The organism is Occallatibacter sp. FHG110214_02, from assembly GCF_059115385.1.
Genome location: NZ_JBZYWK010000025.1, coordinates 34,461 through 51,043 on the forward strand (window position 1 = coordinate 34,461; position 16,583 = coordinate 51,043).

Here is a 16,583-nt window from a genome sequence, read left to right on the forward strand (position 1 = left end):
ATCCATAAGTTGAAATCCCCAAAAATTTGTTCGCAATCAGCCCGTTTTCCCCGTCCGGCGCAGTATCCTTTCCGCAATCCAAGGAGGCTGCGGAATGGACCTTCAAAAACAACTGATTGCTGAATTCGACCTTGAGACGGCGCGTACGCGCAAGCTGCTCGAAGCCATCCCCGACACTGCGGACTTTAGTTGGAAGCCACACGAAAAATCCATGACGCTGGGCCGCCTCGCATCCCACGTTGCACAAATGAGCGGAGACTGGGCCACCACGACACTCGCCAAAGACCGTTTTGACTGGGATGTTACGAAGCACTCCGTGACCGCTGCCAACAAGGCCGAGCTGCTCGAAACGCTCACAAGAGAAACCGCCGAAGCCAAGGCCGCGCTCGCCGCCCTCAGCCCCGCCGACTGGGACAAGCACTGGATACTTGCCGCCAACGGACAGGTCTTCATCGACCAGCCCAAGTACGAAGTCTGGCGCAATTTCGTCCTCAACCACGGCGCACATCACCGCGGCCAGTTAACGGTCTACCTGCGTCTGCTCGGAGCCAAAATCCCCGGCTGCTACGGCCCCTCTGCCGACGAAATGTAGCAATCCAGAACGCGGGACGCAACCGGCCACGGCGCACTAATCTGTGTGCATGGCATTTTCGTTCCCGCGCATCTATCCGATTCTCGACTCGTCCTTCATCCCGCAGGCAGGTCGTGCGGAATTCCTCGACATGCTGGGCCGCAAGCTCGCCGACAACGGCGTAACGCTGCTGGAATACCGCAACAAAACCGGCGCCGACACCGAACTCCTTGCCGACAGCGAAATCCTCCGCCGCGCCATGCCATCCACCAAGCTAATCCTCGATGACCGCGCCAACCTCGTCCCGCAAACTGGCTTTGACGGCGTACATCTGGACACCGGCGACATGCCCGTAGCCGAAGCGCGAAAGCTCCTCGGCCCCGACCGCATCATTGGCACTTACGGCGGCCCGGCCAACGATTACTTCATGTTCCTCACCGGCATTCTGAGTGAGCCCGCCGACTACTTCGCCATCGGCCCCGTCTTCCATACCACCACCAAGCAGACCAGCAAGCCCCCCATCGGCATTGACGGCGTCCGTGAGCTACGCTTCCAGGCCAGCCCCACCACCGTCCTCACTGCTGCCGCGGGAATCACCCTCGAAACAGCCCCGCACGTCCTCGCCGCAGGAGCCACCACCGTAGCCGTCGCTTCCGCCATCTTCCGCACAGAAGACCCGGCAGCCGAATTCCTTCGCTGGCATAAGCAGCTAGGCTAGCCTGTTGGTTTCCAGATGCTTATGCGGTTCTGATACCTGAGCAGATAGAATTTGAAAGACAGACCCGCGAAAATCAGGTAAAAATCTTTCCAGTGACTTCTCCGAGCCCGAGCCAAACGCTGACCGAAACGCCCAAGACTGCTGAATCCGCATCGTCTTCCAACAAGCTGGTGCAAAGCCTGGGACTCTATAGCTCCACAGCGCTCGTCGTCGGCTCCATGATCGGCTCGGGAATCTTCCTCGTAGACTCCGACATTGCCCGCGTAACCAACTCGCCCGCGCTCTACCTCGGCGCATGGGTTGTAACCGCCATCATGACCGTAATCGCCGCGCTCAGCTACGGCGAACTGGCAGCCATGATGCCCCGCGCCGGCGGCCAATACGTCTACCTGCGCGAGTCGCTAGGCCCAGTATGGGGATTCCTTTACGGCTGGACCATGTTCCTGGTCATTGAAACAGGCACCATCGCCGCCGTCTGCGTAGCTTTCGGCAAATTCCTCGGTGTCTTCTTTCCGTCCATCTCCACCACGCACTGGCTCTGGCACATTACCCACGTTCCGGCAATTCCCGTCGGCCCCATGGTTCTCGGCAACATGGACATCGGCGTCAACACCGCCAACTTTGTCGGAATCATCATCGTCCTGCTGCTGGCCTTTATCAATATGTTCGGCGTCAGCCTCGGCGCGCTCATCCAAAACATCTTCACCTCCGCCAAGGCAATCTCCATCGCCGGAGTCATTCTGCTGGCTTTCACCGTCGGCATCAACGCCACCGCATGGAACGCCAACTTCGGCACAGGCTGGCACAACTTCTGGCAAGGCTCCGGCTGGCATGACCTGCATCCCGTTCAGGTTGGCGTCGGCGGACCGATGGCCATGGTCAACCTCTTGGTAATCCTCGCCGTGGTGCAGGTAGGCTCGCTCTTCTCGGCAGACTCGTGGAACAGCATCACCTTCACCGCCGGAGAAGTGAAGAACCCTAAGCGCAACATCCCACTCTCGCTCATCCTTGGTACAGGCTTTGTGCTGACCGTCTACTTCCTGGTCTCGTTGGCCTATCTTGTCGTACTCCCCATGCACGGTGATCCCGCCGGAGCCACCGCGCTCGCACGAGGCATTCAGCACGCCACGGAAGACCGCATCGGCACGGCAGCCTTGGAGCAGATCTTCCGCTCCGGTGGCGCGCAAATCATGGCAGCGGCAGTGCTCATCTCCACCTTCGGCTGCGCCAACGGAATCACCCTCGCTGGCGCCCGCGTTTACTACGCCATGAGCCAGGACGGCCTCTTCTTCAAGTCCGTCGGCAAGCTGCATCCCAAGTGGCGCACACCCGCCGCCGCGCTGCTTCTGCAAGCCGTGTGGACGGTTGTGCTCTGCATCTCCGGTTCTTACGGGCAGTTGCTCGACTACATCATCTTTGCCGAGCTTGTTTTCTACGCACTCACCATCGTGGGACTCTTTGTTCTGCGTGCTAAAAAGCCCAATGCCGAGCGGCCCTACCGCGCGCTTGGTTATCCCGTTCTGCCCGCGCTCTATATCGTGATGGCCGTATGGGTCTCTGTCGTATTATTGCGTTACAAGCCGCAGTACACATGGCCCGGACTGGTGCTTGTCCTGCTTGGCATTCCCGTTTATTTTGTCTGGTCGCGTGGTGCCTCCAGCCAACGTGTTTCTGATTCTGATTAATTGCTGAGGAGGAAGCCCTCGTCTATGTCCAGATTGCTTCGCATTAAACCCTTGTCGCTGCTGACGCAGGAAGCGAACGAAGAGGGAGAGCACACACTCAAGCGTTCGCTCGGAGTGCTGAATCTTGTCACGCTCGGCATTGGAGCCGTCATCGGCGCGGGCATCTTCACGCTCACCGGACAGGCTGCTGCTCTTCACGCCGGCCCGGCAGTTGCGCTCAGCTTCGTCGTCGCGGGTTTAACCTGTGCTTTCGCCGGCCTGTGCTATGCGGAGTTCGCCTCTATCATCCCCATCGCCGGCTCGGCCTACACCTATGGCTACGCCACGCTCGGCGAAATCGTCGCCTGGATCATCGGCTGGGACCTCACGCTCGAATACGCCTTTGGCGCATCCACAGTCGCCTCGGGCTGGGCCGGGTACTTCAACAGCTTCCTCCAGCAACTCGGCATCACCTTTCCGCCGTCCCTCACCACCACCACCGGCAACATACTGGTAAAGTACAACGGCATCTGGATCGATAAGATGTCGCTCCCAACAGGCGTTAGCGACCTCGGCCTGCCGCACGTCACCGGCCTCTTCAATCTGCTCGCCGTGCTTATCGTGCTCGTGGTAACAACGGTCCTCGTCATCGGCATCCAGGAATCGGCAAACTTCAACTCAGCCATCGTCATCGTCAAGCTCGGCATCGTTGGCATCTTCATCGTGGTCGGCGGCTTTTTCCTCCTGCAGCATCCGCACATCGCCGCCACAAACTGGCATCCCTTCGTTCCTCCTCCCGACGGGAACGGCAATTTCGGATGGGCTGGAATCCCCGTGGCAGCCGCATCCATCTTCTTTGCCTATATCGGCTTTGACGCCGTCTCCACCGCCGCACAGGAAGCCAAGAACCCGCAGCGCGACATGCCTATCGGCATCCTCGGTTCGTTGGTCGTCTGCACCATTCTCTACATTCTCGTTTCGCTCGTTATGACCGGCCTGGTGAGCTACAAGGCGCTCAACGTCTCAGCTCCCGTCGCACTCGCCATCGACGCAACCGGCGTAGGCTGGGGCTCGGTGCTGGTCAAAGTCGGCGCCATCTTCGGCCTGGCCACCGTCATGCTCGTCATGCTCCTCGGCCAGACGCGCGTCTTCTACTCCATGTCGCGCGACGGCCTGCTGCCCAAGGCGTTCTCCTCGATTCATCCCAGGTTCCGTACGCCGTGGATTACCACCATCATCTTCGGCCTGTTCGCGGCCATCATGCCCGCATTCCTTCCCATCGACAAACTCGCCCAGTTGGTCAACATCGGCACGCTGCTGGCCTTCACCATCGTCTCCGCTGGTGTCTGGATTCTCCGCGTACGCCATCCCAACATGGAGCGGCCTTTCAAAACCCCGCTGGTGCCGCTCGTGCCGTTCCTCGGCATCGTGTCAGCCTTCTACCTCATGACACGCCTGTCGGCCATCACCTGGATTGTGATGCTCATCTGGCTCGTCGTCGGCCTGGCCATCTACTTCAGCTATTCCATCAAGAACAGCAAGGTGCAAAAGCTGGCTGTCGCACCGGAAGGCGACTAGTCCGTATCGAGAACATCTCTCCGGCCATGTGGAAAACTCTTGTCAAGCCCCTGGCCGGAAAATATTTTCTAACACGTTGATTCCATTGAGCAAAAAACTCCAGCCAGTTTGCGCTCAATTAACCTCAAATATGCCAAACTAACAATAAGCAGAAAAACGGCCCGGTTCCTTAGGAACTGGGCCGTTCTGTTTTCCGCTAACTCAAAAGAAAGGAGCCCCTAATGCACGCAACGGCAGGCACAACCATCTGTAACCTGACACCTGAAACCTGTAACCAGTCTTCCCCACAGTTCCACAGTTCACAAATAAAGATTCTGCACAGTCCCTGTGCAATCGTCCGCAACGCAAACAAAATAAACGAACTGGGAAAGCACCCCACTGTGCGCATACACACGGACGCATCTTTTCATGCACAACAGAAGATTCACCGCGACTTTCGCGTGTAGCACGAAAACTGCTTCTCGATGCTGATAACGAGTTTTATTTCAGTACGGTAAGCATTTGGGAGATCGTCATCAAGCAGGCAAAAGGCCTCTCAGGATTCGATGCCGATCCGCATCTTGTACGTGATTCTGTCCTGCAATGTTGGATACAGCGAGATTGGAATCACAAGCCAGCATGTTCTGGCCGTGTCCTCTCTTCCACCCATACATAAAGATCCCTTCGACCGTCTGCTGATTGCTCAGGCAATAGTCGAAGGGATCACATTGCTTACAGCGGATGCGATAATCGCCCGCTACTCAGAACCAATCAAGAAAGTTTAAGCCGTAGCCTTCGCGCAGAACTCATCAAACGCGCGAATTAACTCACCGGCAATCTGCTGCGCCGTAGCCTGCTCGATAACAAAGCGCGGCATCATGTAGATGAGTTTGCCGTCGCGCATAATGGCGATGGACGGGGATGACGGCGGCTGGCCTTCAAAGTAGCCGCGGGCACGATCAGTGGCTTCGCGGTCCTGACCGGCGAAGACCGTAATCTTGTGGTCGGGTTGATTAGTGGCATTAGCCAACGCAAGGCGAACGCCGGGGCGCATCTTGCCGGCGGCGCAGCCGCAAATGGAGTTCACCACAACCATCGTGGTGCCGGGCTGAGCGATGGCTGCATCCACCTCATCCGCCGTCTTTGTTTCCTGGATTCCGGCGCGCACCAGTTCTTCGCGCATCGGAATGACCATAATCTCTGGGTACATTACTGCCTCCGGGCAGGGGAATTTGCCTAATTTGATTCTAAACCCGCCCTCGGGATGCAAAACAGCGCAGCCGGGCCGTGTAGCGTAGCTTTAGTGATACTCATGGAAGAAAACAAACCGCTCGGCCCGCTCACCACATTGGGAGTCGGCGGCCCAGCCCGCTATTTCTGCCAGGCCCAAACCGAGCAGGAAATTGCAGAAGCCTGCGAATGGGCAGCTACACGCGGCCTGCCGCTCTTCGTACTCGGCGGCGGCAGCAACCTCGTCATCTCCGACGCCGGATTCAACGGCCTCGTACTGCACATCGCCCTGACCGGCATTGAAATAGCTGCAAGCGCGGATTCCGCTGCTGTTGTGTACCGCGCAGCCGCAGGCGAAAACTGGGATAACTTCGTTCAGCGAGCCGTAGAAGACAACAACGCCGGAATCGAATGCCTCGCCGGAATCCCTGGCACAGTAGGCGGAACGCCCGTCCAGAACGTAGGAGCCTACGGCCAGGAAGTTTCCTCCGTAATCGAGCGCGTCCGGGCCTTTGACACACAGCAACAGGCTTTCATCGAGTTTTCTGCAGAAGAGTGCGAGTTCTCCTATCGCCGCAGTCGCTTCAACTCAACAGACAAAGGCCGCTACATTGTCACCCGCGTAGATTTCCGCCTGCAGTACAACGGAGCACCAACCCTGAAGTACGCCGATTTACAGCAAGGCTTTGCCGGAAACGCGCATCCTTCTCTCGTAGAGGTCGCCGCAACAGTACGCCGCATTCGCCAAACCAAAGGCATGCTGCTCGTAGAAGGCGATGCAGACTGTCGCAGCGCCGGAAGCTTCTTCAAAAACCCGATAGTGCCACTCGAAACAGTAAGCGCAATCACAGCAGCCACCGGAAAAGAACCACCAAAGTTCCCAGCCGGAGATGCGCAGCATGCAAAAATCTCCGCCGCATGGCTAATTGAGCAAGCCGGTTTCTCAAAAGGCTATGTGCATGGAGAAGCAGGCGTCTCAACATGCCATACGCTCGCCCTCGTGAATCGCGGCGCTGCAACAGCTTCCGACGTGCTCGCACTTGCAGAAGAAATCCGCATCGCCGTACGAGAAAAATTCAGCGTTCAGTTGGAGATGGAACCAGTGCTAGTCGGTTTTTAAGTCCGCAGGCTTGTGTGCAGATTGAAGGCTGCGTTCCAGCCGTTCGCGTTCTTCGCGCAGCACTTCCTGCGCAGGCCCCTGCGCCACAAGCTGTCCACCGCGAACAAGCACAACCTCCGCATCTGTCAGAAACGCATCGGTTGCGTCATGCGTAGCCTGAATAACCTGCACGCCATGCTCATGCAGCCACGGTTGCAGGCGTTCCAGCAACGCGTCACTGGCTTTGCCGTCGAGCGCAGAAAAAGGCTCATCCATAAGCAACAAACGCGGCATTGGCGCCAGCGCTCGCGCCAATGCAATTCGCTGTGACTCGCCGCCGGATAGGTGCTGCACACGGCGGCTCAGCAAGTGCTCCGCCTGCACAAGCTGTAACATCTGCTGCACACGTTTGTTTCGCGTTGCGCTATCCTGCGCATGCAATCCATAGCCAACGTTGCCGGTCACGCTCAGGTGAGGGAAGAGAGCGGGCTGCTGAGCAACCATCCCGATTCGTCTCGCACCTGGCTTCACGTTCGCAATCTCCTGACCGTCGAGAGCAACTCGCATCAAGCCACCACGTTCAAGCCCTGCCATCACACGCAATAGCGTACTTTTCCCGGAACCGGACGGACCAAAGAGTACTGTCCACTCAGAGGCAAAGCGGCATTGCATTTGCAAATGAAAACTACCGCGCCGTATATCGATGGAGCACTCAATCATGATGGGTACTCCGTGCGCTGCGTTGTTGGCCTGTGGCATAAATTACCGCAAGTGCAACCAGGCTCATCCCGAGCAAAACTGCCGCCGTACGCGTTGCAGATGCGTAATCGAAGTTCTCCACCTGGTTATAGAGCACGATAGAAAGCGTGCGCGTAGCACCCGGTATGTCACCGCCGAGCATCAGTACCACGCCAAACTCGCCCACGGTATGCAGAAAGCTGAGCACTGCGGCGGTAATCAACGACCTGCGTGCCAACGGTATGAGGATGGTTGCAATTAGCCGTAGCCTGCCTGCACTGAGCAACCGGGCCGCATCTATCAGCGAAGGGTGGACGGCAGAGAATCCGGCAGTAATTGGCTGCACAGCAAAGGGCAGGCTGTAAATTACCGATCCAACGACCAGTCCGGAAAAGGAAAACGCAAGTGGATGCCCAAGCACAGCAATAATGGCTTGTCCGATGGATGTGCGCGGCCCAAGCAGCACCAATAGGAAGAAGCCAAGCACCGTGGGCGGCAGCACCAGAGGCAGAGCTGTGAGCGCTTGCAGCACGGCAAGCCAGCGCCCGCGTCCCAGGGTGAGGAGCGCAGCCAACGGCACTGCGATTGCGAGCAGAATGACTGTCGTCAGCGTTGCCAGCCGTAAGGTGAGGAGGAGAGCCTGCCAGTCCATGTATTTATTAAACAGAATACGTGGCTAAGTCGGTGCGCGGTTAGTTCCGTTATTTTGCCGGAGCCAGTCCGCTCTTTGCGAACTGCGCCTGTACCGAAGCTGAGAGCAGATAGCTGAGAAACTTGTGTGCTCTGTCGCGCTGCGAGGTCTTCTTCACGATGACTGCGCCCTGCTCAATCGGCGGATAAAGATTACGCGGAATCACGAAGTAGCTTCCAGAAGACGACATGCGCGCAGTATTGGCCGATGTCAGTGAAATCAGCCCAGCATCCGCATTTGCGGAATCCGCAAATTGCGCAGTCTGCGCAATGTTTTCCGCCGTCACCAGCTTTGGCTGCAGCGAGTCATGCAGCCCAAGGCTCTTAAGAGCAGCGACAGCAGCCCGGCCATAGGGCGCACGGTCGGGATTCGCAATCGCCAGCCGCCTAAGCGCAGGGCTTTTCAGCGTGTCGAGCGTGGGGGTGCCTAATCCTGAGTCTTTGCGCGTCCACAAAACCAGCGTTCCTTTTGCATAGGTAATCGGTGCGGAAGAATCTGCGAAGCCCGTCGCATCTGCCAGCCCTGCATCCACCAGCTTCTTCGGATAGCTCAGGTCCGCGGAAAGAAACACGTCAAACGGCGCGCCGTTTTGAATCTGCGTGGTCAGTGCAGCGGAGGCCTCGTAGGTTGCCTCTGCATGAATTCCCGTTGTCTTTTCAAACTCTGCAAGGATTGGAGGCAGTACCGGCTGCAGGTCCGCGGCTGCGGCAATGCGGAGCGTGGTTTGCGCCGCGCCTGAGAAGCTCGCAAGGATTCCCAGCATGAAAATCAGCGCAAATTGAACAGGTTTTCTCCGCATTCTCTTCTCCCCAAAAACAAACTTTCCCTCTCACTGGTAGGCTATCAGCAGAGATGAACGACAATCTGCATCAGTTACGTTGTTTTGGCTGCGGTGCGCGTATCTCCGGCCAGGAGGCACGGCCGGACTTCCGCTGCGCTGTCTGTGGAGACCTGTTTGAAGTGGAGTATCCTGGTTGGGCTAAGCGTGGCGGGCCGGACCGGCCCAACCCCGGCGCGCTCAAGTGGCTTTGGCGCGAGCGACGAGCTTCCTCGGAGACGATTGACCACTCCGGTGTGTGGCGTTTTCGAGAGCTGCTTCCGTTTCTCGATAGTTTTGGCAATGCCGTGACGCTGCGGGAAGGGAATACACCGCTCTATCCGCTCACGCGTGCTCAAAAAGCTCTTGGCATTGACCAGATCTATGCCAAGCACCAGGGCATGAACCCGACCGGCTCTTTCAAAGATACCGGCATGACAGCGGCTCTTAGCGTTGCGCATGAGCGGGGTTTTGAGTGGGTGGCCTGCGCTTCGACGGGCAACACTTCTGCTGCTATGGCCGCCTATGCGGCTCGTGCCGGCATGCGGAGCCTTGTGCTGATTCCGGAAGGGAAGATTGCCTGGGGCAAGCTCTCGCAGGCGATGGATTATGGTGCGGTAACATGCCAGCTTCCAACAGACTTTGACGGCTGCCTGCGGCTGCTTACGCAGATTGTGAATGAGGCGCCTATTTATCTGCTGAACTCGGTCAATCCTTATCGTCTGGAAGGCCAGAAGACTCCCGCGTTTGAGATTGCCGAAGCGCTGGACTGGAATGTGCCGGACCATCTGATTGTTCCCGGCGGCAATCTGGGCAACAGCTCCGCGTTGGGTAAGGGCTTCCGCGAACTGAAGGAGCTCGGGCTCGTTTCTCGGATTCCGCGAATTACCGTAGTGCAGGCACAGGGGGCAAATCCGCTGGTGCGGACGCTGGCGCTTGGGCCGGGCGCCACGCTTGAGCCTGTCGAAGCCGATACGCGTGCTACGGCAATTCGCATTGGGAACCCTGCGTCGTGGCGCAAGGCTGCCAAAGTGATTGAGGAGACCGGCGGCTGGTGCATTGACGTTACAGAGGCGGAGATCGCCATTGCCAAGGCAGAAATTGGCGCTGAAGGGCTAGGGTGTGAGCCTGCTTCGGCTGTCACGCTTGCAGGTTTGAAAAAACTGCGTGCGAAGGGGCTCATCGGATCTAGCGACACGGTAGTGCTTGTGCTGACAGGGCATACTCTCAAGGATGCGGATTACACCATCGGTTTTCACCGCGGCAGCTTGCTGATGGACGAGGAGAAGGCTGGCGTTTCGGGGCAGATTGAGCCACTGCAGCGAAATGCTGTTTCTGTCGATGCAACTGCTTCTGCGGTACTTGCAGCCATGAAGGACGCCTCGGCATGAGTGAACCTTTCCGGATCAAACTGCCGGCAACATCGGCGAACCTTGGCCCCGGTTTTGATACCGCAGCCGTGGCGCTCGATTTTCATCTGGAAGTTGAAGCAGAGCCTGCAGAGGTGTTTTCCATTCAAGCCACGGGGCGCGATGCGGAGCGCTGTGGCCGTTTGGAAGACAATCTGGTGCTTGACCTCTATCGCGCCATGCTTGCGCGGGAGGGAAAGCAGGTGGTTCCGCTTGCCGTTCGCATGCGGAACGAAATTCCGCTGGGGATGGGATGTGGCTCTTCGGCTGCCGGTCGTTTGGCGGCGCTGATGTTAGCAGTAAGGTTCGGGAACCTTGGGTGGTCCAACGAGCAAATACTGGAAGAAGCTGTGCAGTTGGAAGGCCATCCGGATAACGTGGCCGCCTGCTGGCTGGGGGGCTTTGTCGTAGCGGCGCAGAGGGGCGGTAAAGTCGAAGTAGTTCGTGTTAAGCCTCCGGCAAGTTGGCGTGCGATTGTGGTGATACCCGCTGAACCTCTGGCGACCAGTAAAGCCCGCGCTGTACTTCCCTCAAGCTATTCGCGAGCGGATGTGGTTGCGAATCTGCAGTCCGTGGCGCTATTAGGGCTTGCCTTTGCCCAGGGAAATGGTGAGTTGCTTAAGACGGCCATGTCCGACACGATTCATCAGCCGTACCGGGAGTTAATCTGTCCTATGCTGCCACGCATTCTGCCATTGGCGGGGACGCCTGGCATTCTGGGCGTGGCACTGAGTGGGGCCGGACCGGCAGTACTAGTAATTGCCGAGAGCGAAGCAGGAGTCGTAGCAGCTTCTGCGGCGATTCGAGACTCGCTCGCTGGCCTGCCTGCTGTCGAATTGCAAGTTAGCCAATTTGAGCCTGTTGGCGGATCGATTTTTACTGACTAGGTTTTCTACAGTGCCAGTGCCTCAAACTATGTTACCCCGGTTACGTTCGTGAGCGTTCTTCGACGGAATCCCGCACAAAAGGCACTATTTATCGGCGCGTGCAGGCCAGTTTCATACTGCGAAATTTGGTTACTTTTTGGTTACCTAAGATTTCTTGCTTCAAGTGGACAAAACCCATACTCTACGCATCGTGGGCAGTTCTGGGGGAGGGCTGCTCTAGCGCCCGAGATTCCTTGATGGGGATCCGGGCGCTTTTCCTTTGCAGTGCGTTTTTGTTCCTCTAGGTCTTTGATTTTCCGCTTCGTTGCTCTTCCGAATGCCCCCTTTGCGACTTTCTGCTTCTCTAACGCATCCCATGAGAGACTGGTTGCAGAGAAGCCGGCTTGAGTCGGCAGATGCACGAAGGAGGAACATGGCGGGAGCAGGTATCTTGGAAGTAACGGATGGTAGCTTTGAGCAGGAGGTGCTGCAGAGCGAGCAGCCCGTTCTGGTAGATTTCTGGGCAGGTTGGTGCGGCCCCTGTAAGATGATTGCGCCTTTTGTGGACGGCATTGCCGCCCAATATGAGGGCAAGATCAAGGTAGCGAAGGTGAATGTGGACCAGAATGGCGCCACCCCCTCGCGCTATGGTATCCGTGGCATCCCTGCGCTTTTGTTTTTTAAGGGAGGCAAGGTGGCTGACCAGATTGTTGGTTATGTCCCGCAGGAAGCGATTGCCGAGAAGGTTGAAAAGCTGATTGCGTAACGGCGCTCAGTGATTCGTGGTTAGAAAGACATAAGGCCCGGCATTATGCCGGGCCTTTGCTTTTGTTGATTATGTGGACGGCTTCCTGAACGTTGTCTCAGTGGTACTTTCTTAAGACACCCAGCACGCGTCCCTGAATGGAAACCTGGGAGGCTGGTATGTAGATAGGCTCCATCTCCAGGTTTGCCGGTTGAAGACGCACTGTTTTCCCCTCAGCATAATAACGCTTCAGCGTCGTTTCCGCACCGTGGACCAAGGCAACCACAATCTCTCCCTGCCGTGCGACATTGGTGCGCTCTACGAGCACATAGTCGCCACTGATGATGTGCTCATCGCGCATGGAGTCGCCGCGCACTTCGAGTGCAAAGACATCGCGGTTGCCCACTACATCATGCAGGGAAATACTCTCTGCTGCCTCATTTGTCTCTACGGGCCTGCCGGCTGCGATGCGGCCCGCAAGCGGGAGCCTATCGCTGGTACGCGAACGCGTTCCAGGCGGTAGTAGGTCAATCGAGCGGCTGCGGTTGTGTACACGGTCCAGAAGGCCCTTTTTTTCGAGGTTTGTGATGTGTTTGTGCACGGTTGCGAGGCTCTTGAGCCCCATGCCGCGTGCGATTTCCTCGAAGGAGGGGGAGTAGCCATTGCGGCTCACAAAGGATTCGAGAAAATCGAGGACTTCCTTCTGTCTACGGGTAATAGCCATGGGCGCATTATAGCGAATAAAAAGCGAATTGCAAAAAAATAAGGAGCAGAAAGTAAGGCAATAACAAAAACTCTTGAGATGTGCCTGAGTTTTGTTATCTCTTTGTCCGCTCTTAGTAGACGCCCATTTTGAAACTTATAAACTGCGAATCCCATACATGGAATTCGCTCTTATCTTTTCTGCTTTCCAATCTTGTCTTCAAAAGATTCTCACGCGATGGTGGAGATGCACACATGAGAGCTTTCTTATTCAGATGGCTTAAATGTGGACAAGCTACTGCATTAAGACAGGGCGCAGGAGAAAAGGTTTTTCATGAGACTACTGATTGCCGAAGACGATCCAGCGCTGGGGGTATTTCTCTCGCGCGGCCTTGAGTCCGACGGACACCGGGTTCGACTGGCCCAGAACGGAGCTGAGGCCTTGGCCGCATTCCGAGAGGATTTTCCCGATCTGACGATTCTTGATCTAAATATGCCGGTTATGGATGGCGAGCAGGTGTTGGAAGAACTACGTCGGCTGGATGCGGATCTGCCAGTGCTTGTGCTGACCGGGCGCACGGAGCTTGAAACACGGGTACGTTGTCTTGATCTTGGCGCGGACGATCTGATGAGCAAACCCTTCAGCCTGCATGAGTTGCGTGCCCGTTGCCGTGCCCTGCTGCGCCGCAAGAGGGAGGCTCGCCTAGTACTTCGCGCGGGTGATCTGGAGGTGGATCGCATGGAGCACTCTGTACGCCGTGCGGGCCAACCCGTCTCGCTTACCAACAAAGAGTTTGCACTTCTTGAGCAACTGATGCTCAATCGCGGCCAGTGTGTCTCGCGTGTTGATCTTCTCGACTCGGTTTGGAATATGGAGCCGGCGCAGACAACCAACATCGTAGATGTTTATGTGAACTACCTGCGTCGCAAGCTTAAGGATCCTCCGCCCGGCCACTTGGTGCGTACCGTACGCGGGCAGGGGTACCGCATCCCTTCGGATGCTGAGCTTGCGTTGCCCCCGGTGGCGATAGTCGATCCTTCGGGAACCGGACCTATCGCGAGAATCGCGTCTCAGGCCTAAGCCTAACTATTTTTGCAAAGGAGAATCGCTCATGCCGCAACCCGCCTCATATTTGAATCATGGCTCGCTGCCGTTTAGCCCCTCTTCTGCGTCTATTTCGGCAGCACGGTCACGTCAGCGTACAGTTCTTGTGGTCAGCACGGATGCTGGCTTTCGGCAACGGTTGCGCGATGTGCTTGTGGGGCTTCGGTGGCAGGTGCGTGAGGCTGTAAGCGGAGCGCAGGCCTGGGCAGAAGCCGATGCTGCCGCGCTTGAGGCGGTCATTGTCGATTCCTGGTTGCCAGATCTTGATCTGGGAGAATTCCTTCGGGAGTTTCAGGCAGTTTTTGCAGGCGTGGATATTCTGACAGCAGAGGGAGAGACTCCTGTTGAGGGAACGCGCAGCGCGTATCGACAGGAGTTGCTGTATGTGTTGCGCAGCAATCAGAGCATAGGCGCTGAATCGGTGGATGTTTCAGGGGCTAGCCGGTCTGACACGGCGGCTTGGAATACGGCACCTGTTGTGCTTGAGGCAGCTACTTCTGCAACCTTTACGAAAACGAGTTATGCTCCTGCGCTGGTTTCACAAACAGTTAATTCTGTTACGCCACAGGTGGAACGCCTTCCCGAGCTGATTGGTAATGCGCCGCAGATGCTCGAAGTAAGTCGCCGCATTCGTCTCGTTGCCCCTCGTTCAACACCTGTGCTGATTGAGGGGCCCACGGGCACTGGCAAAGAACTGGTGGCTCGCGCATTGCATCGTCTTTCCCCGCGCAACCGAAAGCCATTTGCTGTTATTAACTGCGCGGCAATTCCGGAAGCGCTGCTCGAAGCTGAACTCTTTGGCCATACGCGCGGCGCCTTTACGGGGGCGGTGCAGGGAAGACAGGGGCGCATTGAGGCGGCAGATGGAGGCACGCTCTTCCTGGATGAGATTGGGGAGATGCCGCTGGCCCTGCAATCGAAGCTACTGCGCTTTGTGGAGTGTGGAGAACTGCAGCGTGTTGGCGATAACGAAACCATCAAGGTGGATGTGCGGATTATTGCTGCTACACACCGACCGCTTGCGAAAAATGCGACTGAGGGTATCTTCCGCTCAGACCTCTACTATCGTCTTGCGGTTTTTCTCATTCGCACTCCCGCGCTGGCTGAGCGCGGTTCCGACCTGCAACCGCTTGTGCAGTACTTTCTTGACAAGCTGGGACGCGTGGAGCCAGTGAAGCGCATTGACGCGGATGCGATGGCCGTATTGGCTTCCCACGCATGGCCCGGCAATGTACGCGAACTGCAGCATGTGCTTGAGCGTGCAGCAATTCTCGCTGGCGACGCGCCGGTAATTACAGCGAACGAGATTGATTTTGGTGCTATGACGAATTGACTGTGCGTGTGCATGGGAATGACTGGAGGAAACGATGCAGATTCAAACGATGATGAGCGATCAACTAGCGCGATACCTGGATCTTGCGGCTGATGAGACAAAGCTTACTGCGACGAATATGGCGAATGTGGACACGCCTGGATTCCGGGCTATGGGCTTTGATTTCGAGACCGAGATGCGACAGGCAATGTTTGGAATAGAAGAGGGCATCGTTCCTTCCCGTCCGAAGCTGCGTCCAGAAGAAAACCTGATCACGCGTCCTGATGGTAATAATGTTTCGATGGACCGCGAGAGTTTGCATATGGCGGAGTCACAGTTGAAGTACAAGACGGGGATTGCGCTTATCAAGCAGGAGTACCAGACAGAGATGGACGCGATTCATGCGGACAGTAAGTAGTATGTCTATGCTTGCAGCGGAATCTTTAGCAGATTTGCCAGGAGGAAGAGGCAGGAAATGAATTTATTTGGATTGATGGAGACCTCGGGGAGTGCTATGCAGGCGGAGCGCATGCGAGCTGAAGTAGTCGCAACGAATATGGCCAATGCGGAGACAACACGTACGGCCGACGGAGGAGCCTATCACCGTCAGCATGTTGTCTTCGCCGCGAATGGCAATGATCCAGCATTTGCACAAACCATGAATGGAGTATTGGATGCGCCTGCACCGCTCCCACTTCTTCCGTTGCCGGGAATGAACACGAATGAGGGACCAGCAGGTGGCGTGCACATTGCGCAGGTGGTGCAGGATCCTGCCGCGCCTCTTCGCCGTTATGACCCTGGCCATCCGGACGCTGGCGCGGATGGTTATGTCGAATATCCCGACATCAATCCTCTCACGGAGATGGTGGATCTGATGGGAGCCACTCGTGCTTATGGACTGAATGGCTCTGCGGTACAGGCTGAAAAGAGCATGATCGGCACAGCGCTCGATATCGCCAAGGCTTAGCATTTTCACGGAACTCATCTAAAGGGAGAACAAGAATGTCCGCAGCAGCTATCCAGGCTATTGCCAGTAGCATCAATAATGCGATGTTGACCAACGGCATTCCGACTCAACTGCAATCGGCCCAAACTTCGCAGCTTTCTGGGTTTGTGCTCCCTGCAGATGGCTCAGAAACGATGCCCTTTGCCGATTTGCTTACGGATGCGGTTGGTGAGGTAAATCGCTTGCAGGATACGGCGCGTTCCACGGTGAAAGGGTTGATGACGGGCACCGGAGTGGATGTGCATCAGGCGATGATTGCAACAGAAAAAGCCAACATGGCTTTTGAGCTTGCACTCTCGGTTCGCAACAAAGCAGTGCAGGCCTATCAGCAGGTTATGAGCATGCAATTCTAG

The 16,583-nt window shown here is 56.7% G+C and carries 19 protein-coding genes; 14 read left to right on the plus strand and 5 right to left on the minus strand.

Going from position 1 to position 16,583, the window contains the following annotated elements:
- Positions 1-94 precede the first annotated feature (94 nt).
- The 5 genes from AC5S3R_RS17725 to AC5S3R_RS17745 all read left to right on the plus strand — a co-directional run bounded on the left by AC5S3R_RS17725 (position 95) and on the right by AC5S3R_RS17745 (position 5,295).
- Entirely contained in the window at positions 95-592 is a 498-nt protein-coding gene (locus tag AC5S3R_RS17725) for a DinB family protein (protein WP_494268494.1), read from the plus strand.
- A gap of 49 nt (positions 593-641) precedes the next feature.
- Positions 642-1,289, plus strand: coding sequence for a thiamine phosphate synthase (locus tag AC5S3R_RS17730; RefSeq protein WP_494268495.1), 648 nt, complete (start codon positions 642-644; stop codon positions 1,287-1,289).
- Between the two features lie 92 nt (positions 1,290-1,381).
- The gene (locus AC5S3R_RS17735; protein WP_494268496.1) at positions 1,382-2,974 is read left to right on the plus strand and encodes an APC family permease; all 1,593 of its coding nucleotides are present in this window, start codon (positions 1,382-1,384) and stop codon (positions 2,972-2,974) included.
- A gap of 24 nt (positions 2,975-2,998) precedes the next feature.
- Positions 2,999-4,531: an amino acid permease gene (locus AC5S3R_RS17740; RefSeq protein ID WP_494268497.1), complete on the plus strand. Its 1,533-nt coding sequence runs from the start codon at positions 2,999-3,001 to the stop codon at positions 4,529-4,531.
- Between the two features lie 545 nt (positions 4,532-5,076).
- The gene (locus tag AC5S3R_RS17745; RefSeq protein WP_494268498.1) at positions 5,077-5,295 is read left to right on the plus strand and encodes a type II toxin-antitoxin system VapC family toxin; all 219 of its coding nucleotides are present in this window, start codon (positions 5,077-5,079) and stop codon (positions 5,293-5,295) included.
- On the opposite strand, the gene AC5S3R_RS17750 is transcribed toward AC5S3R_RS17745, so the two are convergent.
- Positions 5,292-5,720 carry a BrxA/BrxB family bacilliredoxin gene (locus tag AC5S3R_RS17750; RefSeq protein WP_494268499.1) on the minus strand — a complete coding sequence of 143 codons (429 nt, stop codon included), beginning with the start codon at positions 5,718-5,720 and terminating at the stop codon, positions 5,292-5,294. The genes AC5S3R_RS17745 and AC5S3R_RS17750 overlap by 4 nt on opposite strands.
- 102 nt (positions 5,721-5,822) lie before the next feature.
- Between AC5S3R_RS17750 and AC5S3R_RS17755 the strand changes: the two genes are divergently transcribed.
- The gene (locus AC5S3R_RS17755) at positions 5,823-6,860 is read left to right on the plus strand and encodes a UDP-N-acetylmuramate dehydrogenase (RefSeq protein WP_494268500.1); all 1,038 of its coding nucleotides are present in this window, start codon (positions 5,823-5,825) and stop codon (positions 6,858-6,860) included.
- Here AC5S3R_RS17755 and AC5S3R_RS17760 read toward each other — a convergent pair.
- The 3 genes from AC5S3R_RS17760 to modA all read right to left on the minus strand — a co-directional run bounded on the left by AC5S3R_RS17760 (position 6,846) and on the right by modA (position 9,067).
- Positions 6,846-7,436, minus strand: coding sequence for an ATP-binding cassette domain-containing protein (locus AC5S3R_RS17760; protein WP_494268547.1), 591 nt, complete (start codon positions 7,434-7,436; stop codon positions 6,846-6,848). The genes AC5S3R_RS17755 and AC5S3R_RS17760 overlap by 15 nt on opposite strands.
- 115 nt (positions 7,437-7,551) lie before the next feature.
- A complete protein-coding gene (modB, locus tag AC5S3R_RS17765; RefSeq protein WP_494268501.1) occupies positions 7,552-8,229 on the minus strand; it encodes a molybdate ABC transporter permease subunit in 678 nt (225 codons plus the stop codon).
- A gap of 49 nt (positions 8,230-8,278) precedes the next feature.
- Positions 8,279-9,067 (minus strand): molybdate ABC transporter substrate-binding protein, encoded by a 789-nt coding sequence (modA, locus tag AC5S3R_RS17770; RefSeq protein ID WP_494268502.1) that lies wholly within the window; start codon positions 9,065-9,067, stop codon positions 8,279-8,281.
- A gap of 53 nt (positions 9,068-9,120) precedes the next feature.
- Between modA and thrC the strand changes: the two genes are divergently transcribed.
- The 3 genes from thrC to trxA all read left to right on the plus strand — a co-directional run bounded on the left by thrC (position 9,121) and on the right by trxA (position 12,126).
- Positions 9,121-10,476, plus strand: a complete 1,356-nt coding sequence (gene thrC / locus AC5S3R_RS17775; RefSeq protein ID WP_494268503.1) for a threonine synthase — start codon at positions 9,121-9,123, stop codon at positions 10,474-10,476.
- Positions 10,473-11,381 (plus strand): homoserine kinase, encoded by a 909-nt coding sequence (gene thrB / locus AC5S3R_RS17780; protein ID WP_494268504.1) that lies wholly within the window; start codon positions 10,473-10,475, stop codon positions 11,379-11,381. Before thrC ends, thrB begins: the two co-directional genes overlap by 4 nt.
- A 412-nt stretch (positions 11,382-11,793) precedes the next feature.
- Positions 11,794-12,126, plus strand: a complete 333-nt coding sequence (trxA, locus tag AC5S3R_RS17785) for a thioredoxin (protein WP_494268505.1) — start codon at positions 11,794-11,796, stop codon at positions 12,124-12,126.
- 97 nt (positions 12,127-12,223) lie between these two features.
- Here trxA and lexA read toward each other — a convergent pair whose 3' ends face one another.
- Positions 12,224-12,829, minus strand: a complete 606-nt coding sequence (gene lexA / locus AC5S3R_RS17790) for a transcriptional repressor LexA (protein ID WP_494268506.1) — start codon at positions 12,827-12,829, stop codon at positions 12,224-12,226.
- A gap of 312 nt (positions 12,830-13,141) precedes the next feature.
- Here lexA and AC5S3R_RS17795 point away from each other — a divergent pair, with 312 nt between their 5' ends.
- The 5 genes from AC5S3R_RS17795 to fliE are packed head-to-tail and all read left to right on the plus strand — an operon-like array spanning position 13,142 to position 16,583.
- A complete protein-coding gene (locus AC5S3R_RS17795) occupies positions 13,142-13,888 on the plus strand; it encodes a response regulator transcription factor (RefSeq protein ID WP_494268507.1) in 747 nt (248 codons plus the stop codon).
- A gap of 31 nt (positions 13,889-13,919) precedes the next feature.
- Positions 13,920-15,245 (plus strand): sigma-54 interaction domain-containing protein, encoded by a 1,326-nt coding sequence (locus AC5S3R_RS17800; protein ID WP_494268508.1) that lies wholly within the window; start codon positions 13,920-13,922, stop codon positions 15,243-15,245.
- 34 nt (positions 15,246-15,279) lie between these two features.
- On the plus strand, positions 15,280-15,642 hold the full coding sequence (flgB, locus tag AC5S3R_RS17805) for a flagellar basal body rod protein FlgB (RefSeq protein WP_494268509.1): 363 nt from the start codon (positions 15,280-15,282) through the stop codon (positions 15,640-15,642).
- Between the two features lie 57 nt (positions 15,643-15,699).
- Positions 15,700-16,191 (plus strand): flagellar basal body rod protein FlgC, encoded by a 492-nt coding sequence (gene flgC, locus AC5S3R_RS17810; RefSeq protein ID WP_494268510.1) that lies wholly within the window; start codon positions 15,700-15,702, stop codon positions 16,189-16,191.
- A gap of 35 nt (positions 16,192-16,226) precedes the next feature.
- A complete protein-coding gene (fliE, locus tag AC5S3R_RS17815) occupies positions 16,227-16,583 on the plus strand; it encodes a flagellar hook-basal body complex protein FliE (protein ID WP_494268511.1) in 357 nt (118 codons plus the stop codon).

Excerpts from the sequence above, each read along its gene's own strand:
- AC5S3R_RS17725 (WP_494268494.1), top strand. The coding sequence starts at position 95 with ATGGACCTTCAAAAACAACTGATTGCTGAATTCGACCTTGAGACGGCG.
- AC5S3R_RS17730 (WP_494268495.1), top strand. The coding sequence starts at position 642 with ATGGCATTTTCGTTCCCGCGCATCTATCCGATTCTCGACTCGTCCTTC.
- AC5S3R_RS17740 (WP_494268497.1), top strand. The coding sequence starts at position 2,999 with ATGTCCAGATTGCTTCGCATTAAACCCTTGTCGCTGCTGACGCAGGAA.
- AC5S3R_RS17745 (WP_494268498.1), top strand. The coding sequence starts at position 5,077 with ATGCCGATCCGCATCTTGTACGTGATTCTGTCCTGCAATGTTGGATAC.
- AC5S3R_RS17750 (WP_494268499.1), bottom strand. The coding sequence starts at position 5,720 with ATGTACCCAGAGATTATGGTCATTCCGATGCGCGAAGAACTGGTGCGC.
- AC5S3R_RS17755 (WP_494268500.1), top strand. The coding sequence starts at position 5,823 with ATGGAAGAAAACAAACCGCTCGGCCCGCTCACCACATTGGGAGTCGGC.
- modB (WP_494268501.1), bottom strand. The coding sequence starts at position 8,229 with ATGGACTGGCAGGCTCTCCTCCTCACCTTACGGCTGGCAACGCTGACG.
- modA (WP_494268502.1), bottom strand. The coding sequence starts at position 9,067 with ATGCGGAGAAAACCTGTTCAATTTGCGCTGATTTTCATGCTGGGAATC.
- thrC (WP_494268503.1), top strand. The coding sequence starts at position 9,121 with ATGAACGACAATCTGCATCAGTTACGTTGTTTTGGCTGCGGTGCGCGT.
- thrB (WP_494268504.1), top strand. The coding sequence starts at position 10,473 with ATGAGTGAACCTTTCCGGATCAAACTGCCGGCAACATCGGCGAACCTT.
- trxA (WP_494268505.1), top strand. The coding sequence starts at position 11,794 with ATGGCGGGAGCAGGTATCTTGGAAGTAACGGATGGTAGCTTTGAGCAG.
- lexA (WP_494268506.1), bottom strand. The coding sequence starts at position 12,829 with ATGGCTATTACCCGTAGACAGAAGGAAGTCCTCGATTTTCTCGAATCC.
- AC5S3R_RS17795 (WP_494268507.1), top strand. The coding sequence starts at position 13,142 with ATGAGACTACTGATTGCCGAAGACGATCCAGCGCTGGGGGTATTTCTC.
- AC5S3R_RS17800 (WP_494268508.1), top strand. The coding sequence starts at position 13,920 with ATGCCGCAACCCGCCTCATATTTGAATCATGGCTCGCTGCCGTTTAGC.
- flgB (WP_494268509.1), top strand. The coding sequence starts at position 15,280 with ATGCAGATTCAAACGATGATGAGCGATCAACTAGCGCGATACCTGGAT.
- flgC (WP_494268510.1), top strand. The coding sequence starts at position 15,700 with ATGAATTTATTTGGATTGATGGAGACCTCGGGGAGTGCTATGCAGGCG.
- fliE (WP_494268511.1), top strand. The coding sequence starts at position 16,227 with ATGTCCGCAGCAGCTATCCAGGCTATTGCCAGTAGCATCAATAATGCG.